Source organism: Microbacterium sp. LTA6 (assembly GCF_045690355.1).
In the GTDB taxonomy this organism is placed as follows: Bacteria; Actinomycetota; Actinomycetes; order Actinomycetales; family Microbacteriaceae; genus Microbacterium.
Window position 1 is genome coordinate 828,549 of the sequence record NZ_CP147855.1, and the last position, 19,510, is coordinate 848,058.

Consider the following 19,510-nt stretch of genomic DNA (forward strand, 5'->3'; position numbering starts at 1 on the left):
CGGATGCTCCTCGGATCGGATGGGCGACAGATGCTGTCACCGCGATGGTCGTCGACCATCAACCCTAACCGGCGACGGCGTGTCGCCCGCGTCGGGGAGCGTGTGAGCGCGTTTCCGCTACAGCTCGATCCAGTACCGACGCAGCAGCGCGTGCCCGCGCGCCGATTGGTCGGTGACGTCCTGCAGAACGCCGCCGGCACGCTCGATGGTGCGAGAGGAACCGACGTTGTCGTCATCGCACGTCAGCAGCACGCGCTCGAGGCCGACCTCCCTGGCACGGTCGAGGCTCAGCGCAAGCGCCGCGGATGCGTACCCCCGGCGACGACGGGATTCCCGGACGGCGTAGCCGATGTGGCCGCCGACCTCGCTGAGATAGTCGTTCAGTGCGTGCCGGAACGACAGCGTGCCGATGACCTCGTGGTCATCGACGATCCAGTACATGTCGTCGCGCACGAACCCCTCAGGCAACTCCGCGTCCGGGTCGGCGAACAGTGCGGCCTTGGCGATGAGCGCGTCGAGTGTCGCCCGGTCCGGCGTCACCGGAGCCGTCAGCCCCGAGCCGTCGATGTGCGATTCGCCGAACTCGGCCATGGCCGAAGACCAGCTGTCGAACAGTTCGGTGGTGGGGCGCATGAGTGCGATCGTCATCGGTCCAGCCCAGCAGACGGATGCGGCGAACGCAAAACGACGCGGGCGTCTAGCGGAGGTCGACCGCGGAAGACGGTTTGCCGCGCAGGAAGAGCACCGCGACGACCCCGAACAGGATGAGCACCGCCGGCATGAGCATCGTCTGCGCCATCGCATCGGCGAACGGCGCGGCGACCGCGGGCGGCAGCGACCCGCCACCCATGCCACCCGGCGCATCTCCGGCGCCCGGAAGGTTCGCCTCGATGCGGCTCTGCATGAACGCGGCGATCGCGGCGGAGCCGAGCACCGAGCCGACGGTCCTGGTGGTGTTGTAGATGCCGGCGCCGGCACCGGCCTGGAGCCGAGGCAGGTTGCGTGTCGCCGTGGTGGCCAGCGGCCCCCACATTCCGGCGTTCCCGATCCCGAGGATCGCCGACGGCACGAGCAGCCACGCGGTATCGACCTCGGTGTTCATCAGGAAGGCGAACAGGAACAGCGCGGCGGAGACGAGCAGCAGTCCGGGCACGAGCATGATGCGAGGGTCGATCCGATCGAGCACCTTCCCGGCGAACGGCGAGAGCACGCCGGCGGCCACGGCCATCGGGATCATCAGCAGCGCCGCCTCGGTGGGCGTGAGCCCCCGGGCCAGTTGCAGGAAGAACATCAACGGCAGCGACATGCTCGTCACGGTGAAGCCGACGGTCGCGATGGCGACGTTCGACCAGGAGAAGTTGCGGTCGCGGAACAGCGCCATCGGCACCAGCGGTTCGTTCTTGGTGCGCGCCTGGTACCAGAGGAAGAACGTGAGCACCACGACACCCGCCGCGATGAGACCCCACACCGAGATCGGCCCCCAGATCATGCCCCAGTCGTGAGCCTCGCCCTCCTGCAGCCCGAAGACGATGAGGAACAGCGCGACCGCACTGAGAAAGACCCCGGGAATGTCGAAGCGGTGCGGATGCGTCTCGAGCTTCGGCACCAGCAACAGTGCGAGCACGAAACCGAGGATGCCGATGGGGAGGTTCACGAAGAAGATCGCCTCCCACCCGAATGCGTCGACCAGCAATCCACCGGCCAGCGGCCCGACGAGCATCGCCACGCCGGATGTGCCGCCCCACAGTCCCATCGCTGCGCCTCGGCGGTCGGGCGGGAACGTGCGGGTGATCACGGCCATCGTCTGCGGAGTCATGCAGGCCGCACCAAGCCCCTGCGCCGCGCGCGCGATGATGAGGCCCTCGAGCGTCGTCGACAGCCCGCACCACAGCGACGCGAGCGTGAAGACGGCGAGGCCGATCAGGTAGATGTTCTTCGGCCCGAAGCGGTCGCCGAGCCGCCCGGTGATCAGCAGCGGCACCGCGTAGGCGAGCAGATAGGCGCTGGTAACCCAGACGACGTTGTCGAGATTGTTCGTGTCCGGATCGAGTGCGGCCTTGATCGCCGGATTCGCCACCGACACGATCGTCGTGTCGACGAGGATCATGAAGAAGCCGATCACCATAGCCCAGAGCGCCGGCCAGGGGCTGCGCGGTTGCAGGATCGAACCGGTCGTGGTGCGCTCAGGGGAAGTCACGGCGCAACGCTACACCCGGGATCCGACATGCGGACGGCATCCCTCCCCCGCGTGCGCAGGTGATATCGAGACCCACACCTGCCGCCGAGACCCACGCTCACAGACGGGGGTCTCGGCGCCGAGTGTGGGTCTCGGCGAACCGCACGACGACATCCAGGGATCGCTCCCGCACCGGGTCGCTACCGGAGCGTCGCGGCGAGCTGCTCCGCGGTCAGATCCCGGTCGGCGTAGACGAGCCGCATCACCGAAGGGTCATGGTTCCCTGCATCCGGCCCGCGGTGCACCAGACGCAGCCCGAGCTTCTCGGCCACTCGAGCGGAGGCGTGATTGTGCTCGACGAGGAAGGCGATCACCGGGCGGTCGGGATCAATTGCCCGTGCGCGCTCGATGGCGGCGCCGGCGACCTCGGTCGCATAGCCGTGACCGTGATGATCGGCCGCGATCCGGTAGCCCACGTTCCATACTTCGCCGCCCAGCAGCGTGCACCCGCCGTTTCCGATCACGTCGCCGGTACTCCGCAGCCGCACCACCGACGATCCCAGCCCGGCCTCGTTCCAGCTGCGCTCCCAGCGCTCCATCATCGCCACGGTCGTGGCGAGCTCCCTGTGCCGCAGGCTCGGGAAGTGCGTCCACACTCTGGAGTCCGCGTTGATCGCGTGAACGGCATCCAGATCCGCGGGGCTCGGGCGAGACAAGCGCAGGCGCGGGGTGAGCAGGTCGTCGGACACCGTTCCAGGGTAGGCAACCCCGACGACATCCGGATGCTCGTCGACGCAGTCCGCACCCGCTATCCGCCCTACCGCAGAGCGACACCGGCCGAACCGCGATAATGGCAGGGTGAGCACTCCTTCTGAAGGCACGGCACAGAGCATCCCCGGCTGGCGGCACATCTACTCCGGCAAGGTCCGCGACCTGTTCGCGTCGGCGGATGCTGCGGACACCCGCATCCTCGTCGTCGCCAGCGATCGGGTGAGCGCCTTCGATTTCGTACTCTCTCCGGGTATCCCGGAGAAGGGCGCGCTGCTCACGCGGCTCAGCCGCTGGTGGTTCGCCCAGCTCGCCGACGTGCCCAATCACCTCGCCGAGGGCGAGATCCCGGCGTCCGTGGCCGACCGGGCCATGCTCGCGCAGTCGCTCGAAATGCTGCCCATCGAATGCGTGGTGCGCGGGTACATCACCGGCTCAGGGTGGGCCGAGTATCAGGAGAGCGGCACCGTGTGCGGCATTCCGCTGCCGGCGGGGCTGCAGAACGGCGACCGACTGCCGGAACCGCTGTTCACCCCGGCGTACAAGGCCCCGATGGGCGAGCACGACGAGAACATCACCTTCGAGCAGACGGTCGAGCTGGTCGGCGCCGAACGCGCTGCCGAGCTGCGCGATACGTCGCTGGCGATCTACGCGCGGGCCGCAGCCATCGCCGAGGAGAAGGGTCTGATCCTCGCCGACACGAAGTTCGAGTTCGGCACGGATGCCGACGGCACGCTGCGCCTCGCCGACGAGGTGCTCACGAGCGACTCGTCCCGGTACTGGGATGCCGAATCCTGGCGTGCGGGCTCGACTCCGAACGAGCGCATGGCGAGCTTCGACAAGCAGATCGTCCGCGACTGGCTGGCGGCCAACTGGGACAAGCAGGGCGAGCCGCCGCTGCTTCCGAAGGACATCGTCGCCCGCACCGCAGACCGATACCGCGAGCTGATCGACCGCCTGGGGGCCTGACGCTTCTCCGACAGGATCGGCGCTGCCTCTTGCGCATGCCGCGGAACACGCGTTGCATGGGAGGTCCACAGGCCGTCAAGGAGGATCGCCATGTCCGTTGCACGCGTTACCACCATCACCGCCCGCTCGACGGAGAGCTTCGAGGATGCCGTCCGGCTCGGGATCGCGAGGTCGAGCGAGACTCTTCGCAACGTCAGCGGCGCCTGGGTCAAAGAGCACAAGGTCGGCGTCAGCGACGGCGCGATCACCGAGTGGCAGGTGACGCTCGAGGTCACCTTCGTCCTCGACTGACGTCCGGCGTCGGGCCCCGTCCGCACGTGCGATCGGGCGCACGAGCTCATCGACGGCGAGCCGATAGTGTTTCCCCAGTTCTACCCTGACCCTGAGGAGCACGCATGCCGCTGTGGAACCTGCACGGAGACGGTCGCACCGTCGAACCCGGTGCCGTCGTCCGACCCGATGAGCGTCTGAACTGGCCCGCCACGATCGCGATCGGCGTGCAGCACGTCGTCGCGATGTTCGGCGCGACCTTCCTGGTTCCGATCCTCACCGGGTTCCCCGTCTCGACGACACTGCTGTTCTCCGGCCTGGGGACCTTGCTGTTCCTGCTGCTGACCCGCAACCGTCTGCCCAGCTACCTCGGCTCCTCTTTCGCCTTCATCGCCCCGATCACGGCGCTCAATGCAGGTCAGGCCCTCGAGTCGGCCGAACAGATCACGCAGGCGCTCCTCGGTGTCGTCGCCGCCGGTGTGCTGCTCGCACTCGTCGGATTCCTCGTACAGGCGGTCGGCACCGGCTGGATCGACCGGCTCATGCCGCCGGTGGTGGCCGGGTCCATCGTCGCTCTGATCGGCTTCAACCTCGCTCCGGCCGCATGGAACAACTTCCAGCAGCAGCCGGAGCTCGCGACCGTGACGCTGGCAGCCGTGGTTCTCTTCAGCGTGCTGTTCCGCGGGTTCCTCGGGCGCATCTCGATCTTCCTCGGCGTCATCGTCGGGTACATCGTCGCGCTCTTCACCGGTCAGGTGAAGTTCGACGGCGTCGCCGAGGCGGCCTGGGTCGGACTGCCCGACTTCCACCTCGCCGCGGTCGGCGATCCGGTCGCCTGGGGTCTGGTGCCGATGTTCCTGCCCGTCGTGCTGGTGCTCATCGCCGAGAACGTCGGCCACGTGCGCGGCGTCGCGACCATGACGAACGACCCGTCGATCAACAAGCACACCGGCCGCGCCCTCCTCGCCGACGGCCTGGCGACCACTCTCGCGGGTGGCTTCGGCGGGTCGGGAACGACCACCTACGGCGAGAACATCGGCGTGATGGCGGCGACTCGCGTCTACTCGACCGCCGCGTACTGGGTCGCCGGCGTCGTCGCGATCCTGCTCGCGTTCTCGCCGAAGGTCGGCGTCATCTTCAACACGATCCCCGCCGGTGTTCTCGGTGGCGTCACGACAGCGCTCTACGGCCTGATCGGCGTCATCGGCATCAAGATCTGGGTCGACAACCGCGTCGACTTCTCGCGCCCGGTGAACCAGTACACGGTGGCCGTGTCGTTCGTCATCGCGATCGCCGGCTTCGCGATGAGCTGGGGCAGCTTCCAGCTCGGCGCGATCGTGCTCGGCACGGTCGCGGCTCTGCTCATCTACCACCTGGGCAACGCGATCGCCCGGTGGCGCAAGAGCGGCGCCGATGACGGCGGCCCGATTCCGGCTGTCGGTCCGCTGGGCGGCGACCCCGCTTAACGGGAGCAGCTGTGGGATCCGGATGCGTCGTCAGGAGCATCCGGATCCACTCGTTCCAATCTCCGAACTTCCGCAACGCACGCACTGCCGTATAGATTTATCGCTGAATGCTCATTCAGCCTATGAAGAGCACCGGACCCCCCTTCAGGAGCGCCCATGCACCCCTCTGCCCGCGTCGACCTCAACGACCTCGGCTCGATCATCGGCTGGCTCATCGGACAGTGGTGGGTCTGGGCGATCGTCGGCGTCGTCGTGCTGTTCTTCCTCGTGGTGTGGATCATGCCGGACGCCAAGGTGAAGGCATCCGAGCAGTACTCCACGACCGACACCGAGGCCAACGAGATCGCGCTCGGATTCCTGCAGATCACCAACATGCCATCCGGTCCGTGGAACGATCCGACGGCCTCCGACCTCGGCGACCGCGAGAAAGCGGCCCTCGTCGCCCAGTGGGGCGTGGCCACCCGCGAGGACTGGCTGGAGAACATCGAGCGCTTGACGACGGTGCGCCGCCGCCGCGAGATGTGGACCCTCTACCTCGCCGTGCGCGCGACGGCGGCCGAGCGACTGGGACGCACGCCGAAGGCGAAGGAATGGCTCGCCGCCATCGTCGAGGAGGGCGGCGACAAGCGCGACGCCCGCGCCTTCGTCACGGCGATCGAGTACATCGAGCAGGAAGTGCGCAAGCGCGTCGGGAAGGACATCGTCACCCCCGGCCTCTTCGTGAAGACCCTCGACGGCTACGCCATCGGGCAAGCCGTCGCGATGACCACCTGGGGAGTCGCCCTCGGTCACGGTGACGTCGCCGAGGCGCGGTCGATCATCCACCGCATCAACAGCGAGTCCCGAGGAGCCTTCTCGTCGTGGGCGGACTTCGGCCTCAGCTACATCGCCGGCCGTGTCATGCACTGGAGCGACGGAGATGTCGACGAGAAGTCGTTCGAGAAGTTCGGCGACGGCTGGTCGGACTTCAAGGCGGCCGGCACCGAGAAGCGCAACGGTCCGTGGGCGACGCTGTCGTGGAGCCGGTAGCCGTCGATCTGGACCCGCTGCGACGCAGCGCCGGATTCCGCGACATCCTCGCGTACGAGCGCATCTGCGGCACGCCGCTGTACCGGCGCTTCGTCGTCATCCTCATCGCGGTGCTGCTGTTCGCAGCGGCCATGCTCGCCGGGCTCTGGTGGCTCGGTCGCAACGATGTGCTCGCCGTCGCCCCGGTCCTCGGGGCATTCGTCGTCGTCTACCCGCTTCTCGCCGCCGTCGGCTTCATCTGGTACGCCATCGACCTGAGCCGCCGGGTGAAGGTCGCCGCCTTCGCGTGGCAGAACGGCTGGGCCTATGCCGACAGCCTCGAGCGCACTCGACGCCCCGGCGCCGCGTTCGCTCGCGTCGCACGCGGGCGGGAACGAGCGGTCGTGGCGTGCGAAGATCCGCGGATGCCGTTCGAGCTCGGCAGGCACTTCTCGATCGCGCGCGGCCAGGAAGCCGCGACGATTCAGCGACCGTTCGCCTTCATCGAGCTGCCGCTCCCTACCGCGGTCCCGCACATCGTGCTGGCGAATCGGAAGCGCAGCATCATCCCGACGCTGGGCCTCGGCCGAGGAGCCGCGCGAATGGAACTCGAGGGGGAGTTCGCGAAGATCTTCCGCCTCATCGTCCCGCAGGGGTATCAACAGGACGCGCTCTACATCTTCACCCCTGATCTGATGGCCCGGGTGCTCGACCTCGGCTCGGCCACCGAGATCGAACTCGTCTCCGATCGGCTCTACGTGTATCTGCCGAACAGCACGAGATTCGATCGCCCCGAAACGATGACGGCCGCGCTCGTCCTCGCCGAAGAATTCCACCGGCGCTTCGCCGCCCGTACCGAGCTGTACCGCGACGACAGCGCGGGTGCACTCGCGGCCCGTGCGGGGGTCTCGGTCGGACTGCGCGGTCAGCGACTCGCCGGTCGCGGCATCTCTGCGATCGCGATCGCCGGCACCGCGGGAGTGCTCCTGCTCTCCGCAGGGATGACCGCGTTCACGTTCTTCGGCGGCGATGTGCTGCGGATGCTGGGCGGCGGCTGACGCGCGGCGCCGGGCGCGGATTCAGAGGATGACGGCGAGCAGTCCATCAGCCATGACCGCGGAACCGACATCGGCGCGCGCCGACAGAGTGCCGGCTCGATGGGCGGCGACCGTGGTCTCCATCTTCATCGCGTCGATCACGGCGACGGGGGTTCCCTCGGCGACTTCCGCCCCCTCCTCGACGAGCCAGCGCACGATCGTTCCGGGTGCCGGGGCGCGCAGCTCGCGCAGATCCGGGCCGGGGGCATCCGATCCGACCGTCGCGCCCTGCCCGAACCCCGCCAGCAGCGTGAGCGGCAGGCCGAGCATCACCCGTCGACCGTCGATCTCGACCGGGAAACGCTGCAGCGCGGCATCCGCCAACGGAGCGGGCCGCAGCTGAGGCTCGAGCCGGGGCAGCAGCGTGCTCTCGATCCACTGAGTGTGCACGGCGAAGGTCGCCGTCGCGAACGCCTCTTCGTCGAGTGCGAGCCTGTCGAACGGGATGACGGTCGACGGACCCTCGACCATGAGCTCCCGCAGCGCCCTGCGAGCGCGCACGAGGGCGTCGTCGCGCGTGCCGGCGTGCACGATGAGCTTCGCGATCATCGAGTCGAAGGCGGGCTGGACGACATCGCCCGCCTCGATGCCGCTGTCCCAGCGCACGCCGGGGCCGCCGGGTACGCGCAGCGTCTCGACGAGGCCGGGACTCGGCAGGAACCCGCGACCAGGGTCCTCGGCGTTGATGCGGAACTCGAAGGCGTGCCCGACGGGCGCCGGAGTCGCGGAGATCGACATCCCCTCGCCGAACGCGATGCGGAACTGCTCGCGCACGAGGTCGACGCCGGTGACCTCTTCGGTGACCGGATGCTCCACCTGGAGCCGGGTGTTCACCTCGAGGAAGGAGATCGTGCCATCCGCGGCGAGGAGGAACTCGACGGTCCCCGCCCCGCGGTACTGCACCTCGGCGCAGATCTCCCGCGACGCCTGATGGATCAGAGAACGCTGCTCTTCGGTGAGGCCGGGCGCCGGGGCCTCTTCGATGAGCTTCTGATTGCGGCGCTGCATCGAGCAGTCCCGGTCGCCCACGACGACCACCGTGCCGCGACCGTCGCCGAGCACCTGCACCTCGATGTGACGCGGACTCTCCAGGAACCGCTCCACGAAGCACTCGCCCCGGCCGAACGCGGCGATCGCCTCACGGGTCGCCGCGTCGAAGGCATCGGCGACCTCTGCCAGCTCGCGGACGACCTTCAGCCCGCGCCCGCCGCCACCGAACGCGGCCTTGATCGCGATCGGGAGTCCGTGCTGCTCGGCGAAGGCGACCGCCTCAGCCGGGCCGGCGAGCGGCTGATCGGTGCCGGCTGCGAGCGGCGCTCCGACGCGCTGCGCGATGCGGCGCGCCGTCATCTTGTCACCCAGAGCCTCGATGCTCGCCGGCGCCGGGCCGATCCAGACGAGTCCGGCGTCCTCGACCGCCCGAGCGAACTCGGCGCTCTCGGAGAGGAAGCCGTAGCCGGGGTGCACGGCATCCGCTCCCGTCCGCTTCGCGGCGTCCAGCAGCGCGTCGATGGAGAGGTAGGTGGTGGCGGCCGTCGTGCCGCCGAGTCCTGCGGCTTCGTCGGCCAGACGCACGTGCATCGCGTCGGCATCCTGATCGGCGTACACCGCGATCGAGTGGTGACCCGCCTCAGCACACGCCCGGATGACACGGACGGCGATCTCGCCGCGGTTGGCGATCAGGATCTTCTTCATGATGTTCCTTCTGCGGAGTGTGCGACGGGTTCGACACCGGTCGCAGCGACGAATCGAATGCGGACGCCCGGCGGCAGTTGCCCGGCGAGGTCGAGACTGCGATCGGTGAGTGCGCCGATGATCGGATAGCCGCCGGTGAGCGGGTGGTCGGGCAGGAACAGCACCGGCTGACCGTCCGGGGGCACCTGGATCGCGCCGGTGACAGCGCCTTCGCTGGGCAGTTCGCCCGCGATGGCCCGCTCCAGCGGGACTTCTCCCTGCAGCCGGATCCCGACACGATCGGAGCGCGGAGTGACCTCCCAGTCCTGGCCGAGGAGCGCATCGAGGGCGGGCTCAGTGAACCAGTCGTCGCGCGGACCGAGCGTGATCTCGAGTTCGACCGTCTCCCCCGACGCGGGCAGACGACGCGGGATCGGATGCGGGGAGACCGCGTGCGGTGCCGTACGGGGGTCGCCCAGGGCGACGACGTCACCGACCGCCAACGGTTCCGGGCCGAGGCCGGCGAGAGTGTCGGTGGACACACTGCCGAGGGCGGACGGGGCGACGATCCCGCCGCGCACCGCGATCACGAAGCGCAGGCCACGGTCGGGATGCCCGAGCTGGAGTTCGTCGCCGTCGGCGAGCGCGAACGGCACGCCGTGCGGGATGCTGCGGCGCACATCGTCACGGTCGATGAGGGTGATCTCCCCCACCGCCCCGGTGACGGCGGCGACGTCCGCACCGTGGAAGCGGAGCACCGCACCGCCCACGCTTTCCAGGACGCCGGCCCCTGGGGCGTTTCCCACCGCGCGATTCGCGTCGCGGACCGCGGTGCGGTCGGCCGCGCCGGATGCCGAGACGCCGAGGGCCGCGTGCCCCGGGCGGCCGAGGTCCTGCACGAGCAGCTGCAGCGAGGCGCGGACGATCTCGATGCGCGGGGCTGACGTCGCGCTCGGAGAGGCGCGTTTCGACTCGCTTCGCTCGCTCAACGACCGCGGGTTGTCATTCTGGTCGTTGAGCGAGGGAGCGGAGCGACCGAGACGAAACGCAGTCTCCGGCGTTCGACTCCCCGTCACGACGGCTTCCCGGTCAGCCCGCTCGAAGCGCACCGACGTGCCCGGCGAGAGGAGCGCCGGCGGATCGCGGTCGATGTCCCACATCGCCGCATCCGTGTGTCCGATCAGCTGCCAGCCACCCGGACTCTCCCTCGGGTACACGCCGGTGAAGTGCCCCGCGAGTGCGACGGAGCCCGCGGGAACCCGCATGCGGGGCGAGGAACGTCGGGGCACGTCGAACAGCGGATCCGACGAGACCGCGTATCCGAATCCGGGCGCGAAGCCGGAGAACGCGACCTGCCATTCGGCCGCGAGGTGCCGGCCGATCACCGCCTCGACGGACACACCGAGCAGAGTCGACACGTCCTCCAGGTCTTCACCGTCGTAGCGCACCGGGATGGTCACTTCCCGGACGTGCGGCACGTGGGCGGCGTCGATGCGCGCGGCCCTGAGAACTGTCGCGAGCTCGGATGCCGAGATCCGCAGCGGGTCGAACCGCACCAGGACAGTGCGGGCAGCGGGGATGAGCTCGTCGATCCCCGCAACGTCCGCCCAGGCGAGATTGAGCCGCATGGCCTCGTCGAGGTCGGCCGCCTCGACGAGAAGAGCCCGATCGGATGCCGTGAGGATGCGCATCAGCCGCGGCGCTCCGCATCGTGAGGGCCTGTGATGGACGGGAGCGTCATCTCAGACTCCGGCGAACGGCGCGATGGCGATGCCGGCGCTTTCGAGCAGGCGCCGCGTCTCCGCCGCCATCGCCACGGATCCGCGGCTGTCGCCGTGCACGCAGATCGATTGCGCTTCCACCCGCACGTCGGTCCCGTCGATCGCGCGGACGACCCCCTCTTGCGCCAGTCGCAGCATCCGCTCGGCGACGGCGGACGCATCGTGCAGCACCGCGCCCTCCTGCGTTCGCGAGACCAGCTGACCGTCCGGCAGATAGGCCCGGTCGGCGAAGGCCTCGGCCGCGACGGCGAGACCCGCACGTCGGGCGACGTCGAGAACGACTCCGCCGGCGAGACCCAGCAGCACGAGCCCTGGATTCACGGCACGGATCGCCGCGACGACATCCTTCGCCTGACGTTCGTCGCGGGCGATGGTGTTGTAGAGCGCGCCATGGGGCTTGACGTAGGCGACGGTGCCGCCGACCGAGCGGGTGAGGCCTTCCAGCGCGCCGAGCTGGTACTCGACGTGCGCCTGCAGCGTCGCGGAGTCGATGTCGACATTCGTGCGACCGAAGTTCTCGTAGTCACGGTAACCCGGGTGCGCGCCGATCGTGACGCCGTTGCGCACCGCGGCGGCGACGGTCGCCCGGATCCCCTCCGGGCTACCGGCGTGGAAGCCGCAGGAGACGTTGGCGCTGGTGACGATTGCGAGCATCGCGTCGTCGTCGCTCACGATCCGGTCGGGAACGTTCTCCCCGAGGTCCGAGTTCAGATCGATGGTCGTCATCAGATCACGCTCCGGTTCCCAGCAGCGCGAAGATGGGGACGATCGAGACGGCGCCCATGTACCAGGTGAGCGCGGTGGCCAGGGTCCCGGCGACCAGGAGCCAGATCGGGTACTTCTTGGCGCCGAGCAGGTCGCGACGGAACCAGCCGATGTAGATGAAGACGGTGAGTCCGATCGGGAGGATGAGCCCGTTGAATCCGCCGACGAAGACCAGGATCGCTGCCGGGGCGGTGCCGATCGACACGTAGACGATGAACGACACCACGATGAAGGCGACGGTCGCCAACTGCAACGGCCATCCGCCGGCGAGCTTCTTGTTGAACGTGGAGAGGAAGGTCGCCGAGGTGTATGCCGCACCGATGACCGAGCTGATCGCGGCCGCCCAGAAGATCGCTCCGAAGATGCGGATGCCGCCATCGCCCAGAGCCGCGCCGAAGGCCTGCCCCGCGGGGTTGGCAGCGTTGGTGGTGAGGTCGAGGGTCACGCCGGAGGCCACGACCCCGAGGATCGCGAGGAAGAGCACGTAACGCATCAGGCCGGTGACCAGGATGCCGTTGGCTGCGGCCTTCATCACCGGCCCGGCGTACGCAGGTCCGGTGTGCCCGGAGTCGAGGTAGCGGTGCGCGCCGGAGTACGTGATGTACCCGCCGACGGTGCCGCCGACGATCGTGGTGATCGTGGCGAAGTTCAGCTGGTCAGGCAGGAAGGTCTGCCGAAGCGCATCGCCGACGGGCGGATTGGTGATGAAGGCGACGATCACGGTCATGATGATCATGCCGACGCCGAGGATCAGCACGACGATGTCCATGACCTTGCCGGCGCGCTTCACCAGGAACAGCGCGATCGCGATGCCGCCGGTGATCATGCCGCCGAGCTTCGCGTCGATGCCGAGCAGGGCGTTCAGCCCCAGCCCGCCGCCGGCGATGTTACCGATGTTGAAGGCGAGGCCGCCGATGACCACGAGCACGGCGATCACATGACCGGAGAACGGGATCGCGGAGTTCGCCAGCTCGCCGGCGCGCTTGCCTGACGAGGTGATCATCCGCCAGATGTTCAGCTGCACCGCGATGTCGACCAGGATCGAGATCAGGATCGCGAACGCGAACGCGGCGCCCATCGTCGCGGTGAACGTGGCGGTCTGGGTGATGAACCCCGGGCCGATGGCGGAGGTCGCCATGAGGAAGATCGCGCCGATGACGGCGCTGCGGCCCACACGCTTCTTCGCGGCGGCCAGTCGCGCATCGTCTTCGGGGGTGGAAGTGGCGGGAGGGGCGGCAGCAGGAGTCTGCTCGGACATGAGGTTCCCATCGTCATTGGCGGGTGCGGGTCAAGTGCGGGTTTCCAAGAGTGTAGAACATTCCCGGCAAGATTGTTCAACAATTTTCAACGTAGAGCGGAGGATGCAGCCGGGAACTGCCCTACGCTGATGCCGTGGCACAACAGGCAGTGCTGGCCGACGTCCTTCGCCAGCAGATCATCGACGGCGAGTTCTCACCGGGCGCACGCCTCTCTGAAACGGTTCTCGCCGAGCGCTTCGAGGTCTCCCGGAACACACTCCGCGAGGCTTTCCGCGTCCTCGAGGAACAGGGGCTGATCGAACACATCCCCCATCGCGGGGTCTCGGTGGCCTCTCCCACGATCGCCGACGTGGTCGACATCTACCGCGCTCGCCGGGTCATCGAATGCACCGCACTGCGGCACTCCGAGCCCGAACATCCTGCCGTCCAGCGCATGCGCGATGCCGTCGAGGCCGCCGAGGCCGGGATCTCCCGCGCCACCCCGCGCGATGAGGCAGCGTGGCGTGAGGTCGGAAGCGCGAACATGGCGTTCCACGTGGCCATCGTCGACCTCGCCGACAGCCCCCGCCTGGCTCGCACCTACCGCGACGTCGCAGCCGAGCTGCGTCTCGCCTTCCTCGAGATCGACGATCCGCGTTCGTTGCACGAGCCCTTCGTACGCAGGAACCGCGCCGTGCTCACGGCCTTTCTCGAACACGGGGCGGATGCGGGTGCTGAGGAATTGGAGCGGTATCTCGTCCAGTCCGAACGCACGGTGCTCGGCGCCTTCGCGCGCATGGGCAAGGGCTGAGCGACACCGAGGCTAGTCGGTGACGGCGCCGGCCGCCCGCGGCCGGTGCTCACCGTCGCCTGATCCGGGCGCCAGTGGGAGAGGCTCGGCCGGGGCGGGGAGATCGTAGATCCGGTAGACCCACCGCCGCGCGGCTTCCAGCGGATATGTGGCGCCGTACACCCCGTACTTCACGACGATGCCCTCGAGCGTCGTGCGCAGCATGATCTCTTCGACAGCGGGGTCATCGGCGCCCCGCTCCCGGAACATGTCTCGAACCGCGTCCTCCGCGGCGATGACAGCCGCAGCATGCCGCTCTTCCGCCTCGGCGAACAGCCGGTGCGTCGACGGCTGCTGCTGCATGGCGAGCACAGCGCGCTGCAACGGTAGGGCGAAGGCTGTCGCCATCAACGCCGAATCGATCACGCCAGCCAGTCGCGCATCGGCGTCGCCCTGCGCGCGGGCGAGACCGAAGAGCATGTCGAACCAGCGGTCGATCACGGCAGCGACGAGTTGCTCCTTGCCGCCGAAATAGTAATTGACCAGCCCCTGGGCGACGCGCGCGCGACCGGTGATCTCGGCAATGCTCGCTCCGGCGACGCCGCGTTCGCTGAAAAGCTCGACGGCCGCCTGCAGGATGCTCTCGCGCGAGCGTTCGCGGGCGATTCGGTTCTGCTCCTCGGAGCGGGCCATGCGGCATCCTCCTCCCGTGACCACCGGATTTTCCTCACGGGCTCTCTGCCGTATAGATTACTCGTTGAATGCTCATTCAACTTAAGTGATCGAGCATCCTCGTTGCCGCTGCCGTTCGCGCGCAGCCAGCACAGACCACGAGCGCGGGCCCGTTCAGGGGGAGCAGCGGGCCCGCGCCCGTGTGTTGCTCAGCGGCGGATACCCGAGGCCCCGCCCGGCATCGCGGCGCATGAGGGGACGCAGATGGTCACCATTCGGCGACGGATGCGACCACCAGCGCCCCCTCCCCACCGGGTGGGGACGCAGATGGCCGCCAAATGGTCGTGGATGCGGCCACGGACGACCCCTGGCTGGGCGCCCCTGGCCGGGCAACCCCTGAACCGAGCAACCTACGCCGAGGCGCGCACCACGAGTTCGGTCGACAGGATCGTCGCGTGCGCGGGCTCGAGGCCCGCGAGCACGTCGAGCAGGACCGAAGCCATCGTCTCGCCCTGCGCGTACATGGGCTGACGGATCGTGGTGAGCGGCGGATCCACCGCGACCGCGACCTGCGAGTCGTCGAAGCCGATGACGGCGACGTCGTCCGGAACCCGGACCCCTGCGCCGCGGAGCACCTGCAGCACACCACGCGCCATCAGGTCGCTGGCCACGAATATGGCATCGGGCAGGGCTGACCCGGATGCCAGCAGCCGGCGCGCGGCCTCGGCAGCGCCCTCCTCACTGAACCCGCCGTCGATCTCGGCGACCGGCTCGAGACCCGCCCCGGCGAGCGCCTCCCGGAACCCATGAAGACGGTCGACGGCTGCGGGCATCGTCAGTGATCCCGTCACGGTGGCGATCCGACGGTGCCCGCGGTCGATCAGGTACTGGGCTGCGTCGCGGCCGCCCAGCACATTGTCGACGTCGACCATGTAGTCGTTGGGCCGCGCCGTGATCGGCCGGCCGCCGAACACGACCGGAACCGACTCGGCGATGCGGTCCACGAAGGAGTCGCTGGTGTGGTGCGACACGATGATCGCCCCGTCGACGCCCCCGTTGCGCACGAAGCTCGTCGTCTTCTCCCCTGGATCGTCGCTGGCGATCAGAAGGTTCAAGATGTAGTCCGACCGGATCATCCGCGCGCTGATGCCGGCGACGATGGCCGCGAAGAACGGGTCGCCGAAGAATCGCGTGGTGTCTTCGGGAACGATCAGCGCGATGGCGTGCGTCTGCCGACTGGCGAGGGTTCGCGCCGCACGGTTCGGCACGTAGTTCAGACGCTGGATCGCATCCTGCACCGCGGTGAGTGCTTCCGCGCTCACCGCCGTCGAGCCGTTGACGACCCGCGAAACCGTGGAGCGCGACACTCCGGCGGTCGCGGCGACCTCTTCGATCGTCGCCCTCGTCATCGGCATCCTCCTGTGACGCAACGTTCCCGGCCGGCCCGCCGAGATCGATTCACGGAAGGCTGATCGACCGTGGTCACACGGCGCGCGCTGCGATGATTCGAGCGTACTCCCGGCCGCTGTCCTTGAGGATCCGCTCCTGGGTGTCGTACTCGACGCGGACGATGCCGAAGCGCTTCTCGTAGCCCCACGCCCACTCGTAATTGTCGAGCAGCGACCAGTAGAAGTAGCCGCGCACGTCGATGCCGGCGTCGATCGCATCCACGATCGCCTTGACATGCTCGACGAGGAATGTACGGCGCTCGGCATCCGGAACCGTGTCGCCTTCGCGCACGTCATCGTAGGCGGCGCCGTTCTCGGTGACGTACAGCGGAATGCCGTCGGCGTACTCGTCGGAGACGCGTCGCAGCAGACGGGTCAGCCCTTCCGGCTGCACCTCCCACCCCATGGCGGTGCGCGGCAGCCCGCGCTCGACCCAGTGGATGCCGTCGGTCGACGGGAACGGGGAGGCCGTCTTCCGCTCCGTCGGCGCATCGCCGCCTGGCGCCGCCTGCTCCGGAACACTTCCGGCCACCATCTCGCCGTGGTAGTAGTTCACGCCCAGGGCGTCGAGCGGAGTGGAGATCGCATCGAGATCGCCAGGCAGCACCGCCTGTTCCCAACGGGAGACTGCGTCGCTGTCGACCTTGCGGAAGTCGCGGATGACGTCGTCGGGGTAGTTCCCGCGGAAGATCGGGTCGAGGAACCAGCGGTTGAACTGTCCGTCGATGCGACGGGCGGCGTCGATGTCGGCGGGAGCATCCGGATCAGCGGGATCCGCGACGGTGAGGTTCAGGGTGATGCCGAGCTCGAGCTTCGGGTCGCGCGTACGCAGCTCCTGCACGGTCTTGCCGTGGGCCAGGAGGAGATGATGCGCGGCGAGCATCCCGTCGCCGACGTCCATGCGCCCTGGGGCATGGACCCCCGCGGTGTAGGAGAGGAACGATGAGCACCACGGCTCGTTGAGCGTCGTCCAGTAGTGCACCCGATCACCCAGGGCGTCGTGCATGGTGTCCGCGTACTCCAAGAAACGGCTCACGGTGTCGCGGTTCGTCCAGCCGCCGTGCAGCTCCAGCGCCTGCGGCATGTCCCAGTGGTAAAGGGTCAGCCACGGCACGATGTCCTTGCCGAGCAGCTCGTCGACGAGCCGCTTGTAGAAGTCGACGCCCTTCGCGTTGACGGCTCCGCCGTCAGGACGAACCCGCGACCACGAGGTCGAGAAGCGGTACGTCTGCAGCCCCAGTTCCTTCATCAGCGCGACGTCCTGCGGGTACCGGTGGTAGTGGTCGCAGGCCACGTCGCCGTTGTCGGCGTTGATCACCGCGCCAGGCACGCGGGCGAACGCATCCCAGATCGACGCCGTGCGACCGTCTTCGAACGCCGCACCTTCGATCTGGTACGCGGCCGTCGCGGCACCGAAGAGGAAGTTCTCTGGGAAGGGTCGGGTCATGGAGGTCATCCTTTCACTGCGCCCTGCATGATGCCACTGACCAGCTGACGGCCAGCCACGACGAAGAGCAGGAGCAGCGGAATGGTCGAGAGCAGCACCCCGGCGAGCACGATCGAGTAGTCGACGAAGTGGTTCGACTGGAGCAGGGAGAGGGCGACGGGGAGCGTCGGGTCCTGGCGATCGAGCACGATGAAGGGCCAGAAGAAGTTGTTCCAGGCCGAGACGAATGTGAAGAGCCCGAGCATCGCTGCTGCGGGCCGCGCCGCCGGTACGCCGATCGTCCAGAAGGTGCGGAACGAGGATGCACCATCCATGCGCGCCGCCTCGATGAGCTCGTCCGGCACCGCCTGCCCCAGGTACTGCGTCATCCAGAAGACGCCGAACGCGCTCGTCAGCGCCGGGATGATGATCGCGCCGGTGCTGCCCGTCCAGCCGAGTTCGCTGAACAGCACGTAGAGCGGCACGACGCCGAGCTGGGTCGGCACCGCCATCGTTCCGACGACGAACGCCAGCAGCCAGCCGCGTCCCTTGAACTTCAGTTTCGCGAACGCCCAACCCGCGAGCGTGGAGAAGAACACGACGGATGCCGCGATCAGCGCCGACGTGTAGATCGAGTTCCACAGCGCACGCCAGAAGTTCACCGCCGGATCATTCATGACAGCCAGAGCGTTCTGCCAGAAGTTCCCGCCAGGGATCCACGACATGTTCGGATCGCGGAGGGTATAGGCGTCGCCCGAGCCGATGAGGAAGGACCAGTAGAAGGGGAACACACTGCCGAGCAGCACGATGCCGAGCGTCGCGTAGACGATCCACCCAGGACGCGAGCCCCGCACATGGCGGGTCCTCCGACTGCGACCCCCCGTCGAACCGCCCAGGGCCCTCCGACCAGTACGCGGACTCGTCTCTTCCACGGCGTCCGTCTTGTCGATCACGCTCATGACGGCATCCGTCCCTTTTTCTTGATCGGTGTGCGGACCGAGTTCGCGGCATCGCCACGGACGAGTGCCCGCGTGACGAGAAGGTTGATCATGCCGATCACCAGCACGATGACGAAGAGGATCCACGCGAGCGCCGCGGCGCGGCCGAAGTTCCACTCCCCCCAGCCGATGTTGTAGAGGTACAGCGTGATCGTCAGCCACTGGCTGTTCGCGCCGCCGGTGCCGTACTGGTCGTACATGCGGGGCTCGTCGAAGATCTGCAGGCCGCCGATCGTCGACGTGATGATCACGAAGATGAGCGTCGGCCGCAGGCTCGGCAGCGTGATCGCGAAGAACTGGCGCACCTTGCCGGCGCCGTCGACGGTGGCCGCCTCGTAGTAGTCCCGCGGGATGGCCTGCATCGCCGCGAGCAGGATGAGCGTGTTGTACCCGGTCCAGCGGAAGTTCACCATGGTCGCGATCGCGATGTGACTCGCGAAGGCGTTGGAATGCCAGGGGATCGCACCGATGCCGATGTCGGCCAGCAGCGAGTTCACGATGCCGTACTTGTCGCCGAACATGTTGCTGAAGATGAGGGCCACCGCGACGGGCGCCATCACGTACGGCACCAGGACGCCCATCCGCCAGAAGGTCTTCCCCCGGATGTTCTGATCGAGCACGGCGGCGATCGCGACGGCCGCGATCAGCTGGGGGATGCTGGAGAGCAGGAAGATACTGAATGTATTGCGCAGCGCCACCCAGAACTTCGGCTGGCCGAGGATGTAGGCGTACTGCTCGAAGCCGATGAACTCGCCGTTCCCGCGGACCTGGTCCCAGTCCATGAACGAGATGACGGCGGTATAGGCGATCGGGAACATCCCGACCACGAGGAAGAGCAGGAAGAACGGCGAGATGTAGAGGTACGGCGAAAGCTTCAGATCCCAGCGCGCACGGCGCTGACTGAAGCCGACTCGCCTCGGCGGTGCGGCGGATGCGACGGTCATGAGGTTCCTTGGGTTCGTCG

18 protein-coding genes are annotated in these 19,510 nt (G+C 68.1%); 6 read left to right on the top strand and 12 right to left on the bottom strand.

The window, feature by feature from the left end; translation table 11 throughout:
- Positions 1 to 117: 117 nt before the first annotated feature.
- The 3 genes from LTA6_RS03865 to LTA6_RS03875 all read right to left on the bottom strand — a co-directional run bounded on the left by LTA6_RS03865 (position 118) and on the right by LTA6_RS03875 (position 2,925).
- Positions 118 to 648 carry a GNAT family N-acetyltransferase gene (locus LTA6_RS03865; RefSeq protein ID WP_341976225.1) on the bottom strand — a complete coding sequence of 177 codons (531 nt, stop codon included), beginning with the start codon at positions 646 to 648 and terminating at the stop codon, positions 118 to 120.
- A 49-nt stretch (positions 649 to 697) separates the two neighbouring features.
- Complete coding sequence (locus tag LTA6_RS03870) at positions 698 to 2,125, bottom strand: DHA2 family efflux MFS transporter permease subunit (protein ID WP_341978264.1); 1,428 nt, start codon at positions 2,123 to 2,125, stop codon at positions 698 to 700.
- Between the two features lie 251 nt (positions 2,126 to 2,376).
- Positions 2,377 to 2,925 (bottom strand): GNAT family N-acetyltransferase, encoded by a 549-nt coding sequence (locus tag LTA6_RS03875; RefSeq protein ID WP_407358665.1) that lies wholly within the window; start codon positions 2,923 to 2,925, stop codon positions 2,377 to 2,379.
- Positions 2,926 to 3,034: 109 nt separating this feature from the next.
- On the opposite strand from LTA6_RS03875, the gene LTA6_RS03880 reads away from it, so the two are divergent.
- The 5 genes from LTA6_RS03880 to LTA6_RS03900 all read left to right on the top strand — a co-directional run bounded on the left by LTA6_RS03880 (position 3,035) and on the right by LTA6_RS03900 (position 7,715).
- Complete coding sequence (locus tag LTA6_RS03880; RefSeq protein ID WP_407358666.1) at positions 3,035 to 3,913, top strand: phosphoribosylaminoimidazolesuccinocarboxamide synthase; 879 nt, start codon at positions 3,035 to 3,037, stop codon at positions 3,911 to 3,913.
- Positions 3,914 to 4,003: 90 nt separating this feature from the next.
- On the top strand, positions 4,004 to 4,204 hold the full coding sequence (locus tag LTA6_RS03885; protein WP_341976228.1) for a dodecin family protein: 201 nt from the start codon (positions 4,004 to 4,006) through the stop codon (positions 4,202 to 4,204).
- Positions 4,205 to 4,308: 104 nt separating this feature from the next.
- On the top strand, positions 4,309 to 5,649 hold the full coding sequence (locus LTA6_RS03890) for a uracil-xanthine permease family protein (RefSeq protein ID WP_407358667.1): 1,341 nt from the start codon (positions 4,309 to 4,311) through the stop codon (positions 5,647 to 5,649).
- Positions 5,650 to 5,805: 156 nt separating this feature from the next.
- A complete protein-coding gene (locus tag LTA6_RS03895) occupies positions 5,806 to 6,678 on the top strand; it encodes a DUF1266 domain-containing protein (protein WP_407358668.1) in 873 nt (290 codons plus the stop codon).
- Positions 6,651 to 7,715, top strand: a complete 1,065-nt coding sequence (locus LTA6_RS03900; protein WP_407358669.1) for a hypothetical protein — start codon at positions 6,651 to 6,653, stop codon at positions 7,713 to 7,715. Before LTA6_RS03895 ends, LTA6_RS03900 begins: the two co-directional genes overlap by 28 nt.
- A 21-nt stretch (positions 7,716 to 7,736) precedes the next feature.
- Here LTA6_RS03900 and LTA6_RS03905 read toward each other — a convergent pair whose 3' ends face one another.
- From LTA6_RS03905 to LTA6_RS03920, 4 genes are read right to left on the bottom strand one after another with little or no spacing between them, the layout of a single operon-like run.
- Positions 7,737 to 9,449 carry an acetyl/propionyl/methylcrotonyl-CoA carboxylase subunit alpha gene (locus LTA6_RS03905; protein ID WP_407358670.1) on the bottom strand — a complete coding sequence of 571 codons (1,713 nt, stop codon included), beginning with the start codon at positions 9,447 to 9,449 and terminating at the stop codon, positions 7,737 to 7,739.
- Positions 9,446 to 11,119, bottom strand: a complete 1,674-nt coding sequence (locus LTA6_RS03910) for a carboxyltransferase domain-containing protein (protein WP_407358671.1) — start codon at positions 11,117 to 11,119, stop codon at positions 9,446 to 9,448. Before LTA6_RS03910 ends, LTA6_RS03905 begins: the two co-directional genes overlap by 4 nt.
- Before the next feature lie 51 nt (positions 11,120 to 11,170).
- The gene (locus tag LTA6_RS03915; RefSeq protein ID WP_407358672.1) at positions 11,171 to 11,935 is read right to left on the bottom strand and encodes a LamB/YcsF family protein; all 765 of its coding nucleotides are present in this window, start codon (positions 11,933 to 11,935) and stop codon (positions 11,171 to 11,173) included.
- Between the two features lie 4 nt (positions 11,936 to 11,939).
- Positions 11,940 to 13,232 (bottom strand): NRAMP family divalent metal transporter, encoded by a 1,293-nt coding sequence (locus LTA6_RS03920; protein ID WP_407358673.1) that lies wholly within the window; start codon positions 13,230 to 13,232, stop codon positions 11,940 to 11,942.
- Between the two features lie 134 nt (positions 13,233 to 13,366).
- Here LTA6_RS03920 and LTA6_RS03925 point away from each other — a divergent pair, with 134 nt between their 5' ends.
- Positions 13,367 to 14,023 carry a GntR family transcriptional regulator gene (locus LTA6_RS03925; protein ID WP_341976236.1) on the top strand — a complete coding sequence of 219 codons (657 nt, stop codon included), beginning with the start codon at positions 13,367 to 13,369 and terminating at the stop codon, positions 14,021 to 14,023.
- A gap of 12 nt (positions 14,024 to 14,035) precedes the next feature.
- Here the strand turns inward: LTA6_RS03925 and LTA6_RS03930 are convergent, their stop codons facing one another.
- From LTA6_RS03930 to LTA6_RS03950, 5 genes are all read right to left on the bottom strand, one after another.
- Positions 14,036 to 14,695: a TetR/AcrR family transcriptional regulator gene (locus LTA6_RS03930; RefSeq protein ID WP_341976237.1), complete on the bottom strand. Its 660-nt coding sequence runs from the start codon at positions 14,693 to 14,695 to the stop codon at positions 14,036 to 14,038.
- Positions 14,696 to 15,084: 389 nt separating this feature from the next.
- Entirely contained in the window at positions 15,085 to 16,083 is a 999-nt protein-coding gene (locus tag LTA6_RS03935; protein WP_341976238.1) for a LacI family DNA-binding transcriptional regulator, read from the bottom strand.
- 73 nt (positions 16,084 to 16,156) lie between these two features.
- Complete coding sequence (locus LTA6_RS03940) at positions 16,157 to 17,569, bottom strand: GH1 family beta-glucosidase (protein ID WP_407358674.1); 1,413 nt, start codon at positions 17,567 to 17,569, stop codon at positions 16,157 to 16,159.
- A 5-nt stretch (positions 17,570 to 17,574) separates the two neighbouring features.
- Positions 17,575 to 18,507, bottom strand: coding sequence for a carbohydrate ABC transporter permease (locus LTA6_RS03945; RefSeq protein ID WP_341976241.1), 933 nt, complete (start codon positions 18,505 to 18,507; stop codon positions 17,575 to 17,577).
- Complete coding sequence (locus LTA6_RS03950) at positions 18,504 to 19,490, bottom strand: sugar ABC transporter permease (RefSeq protein WP_341976242.1); 987 nt, start codon at positions 19,488 to 19,490, stop codon at positions 18,504 to 18,506. Before LTA6_RS03950 ends, LTA6_RS03945 begins: the two co-directional genes overlap by 4 nt.
- Positions 19,491 to 19,510 lie beyond the last annotated feature (20 nt).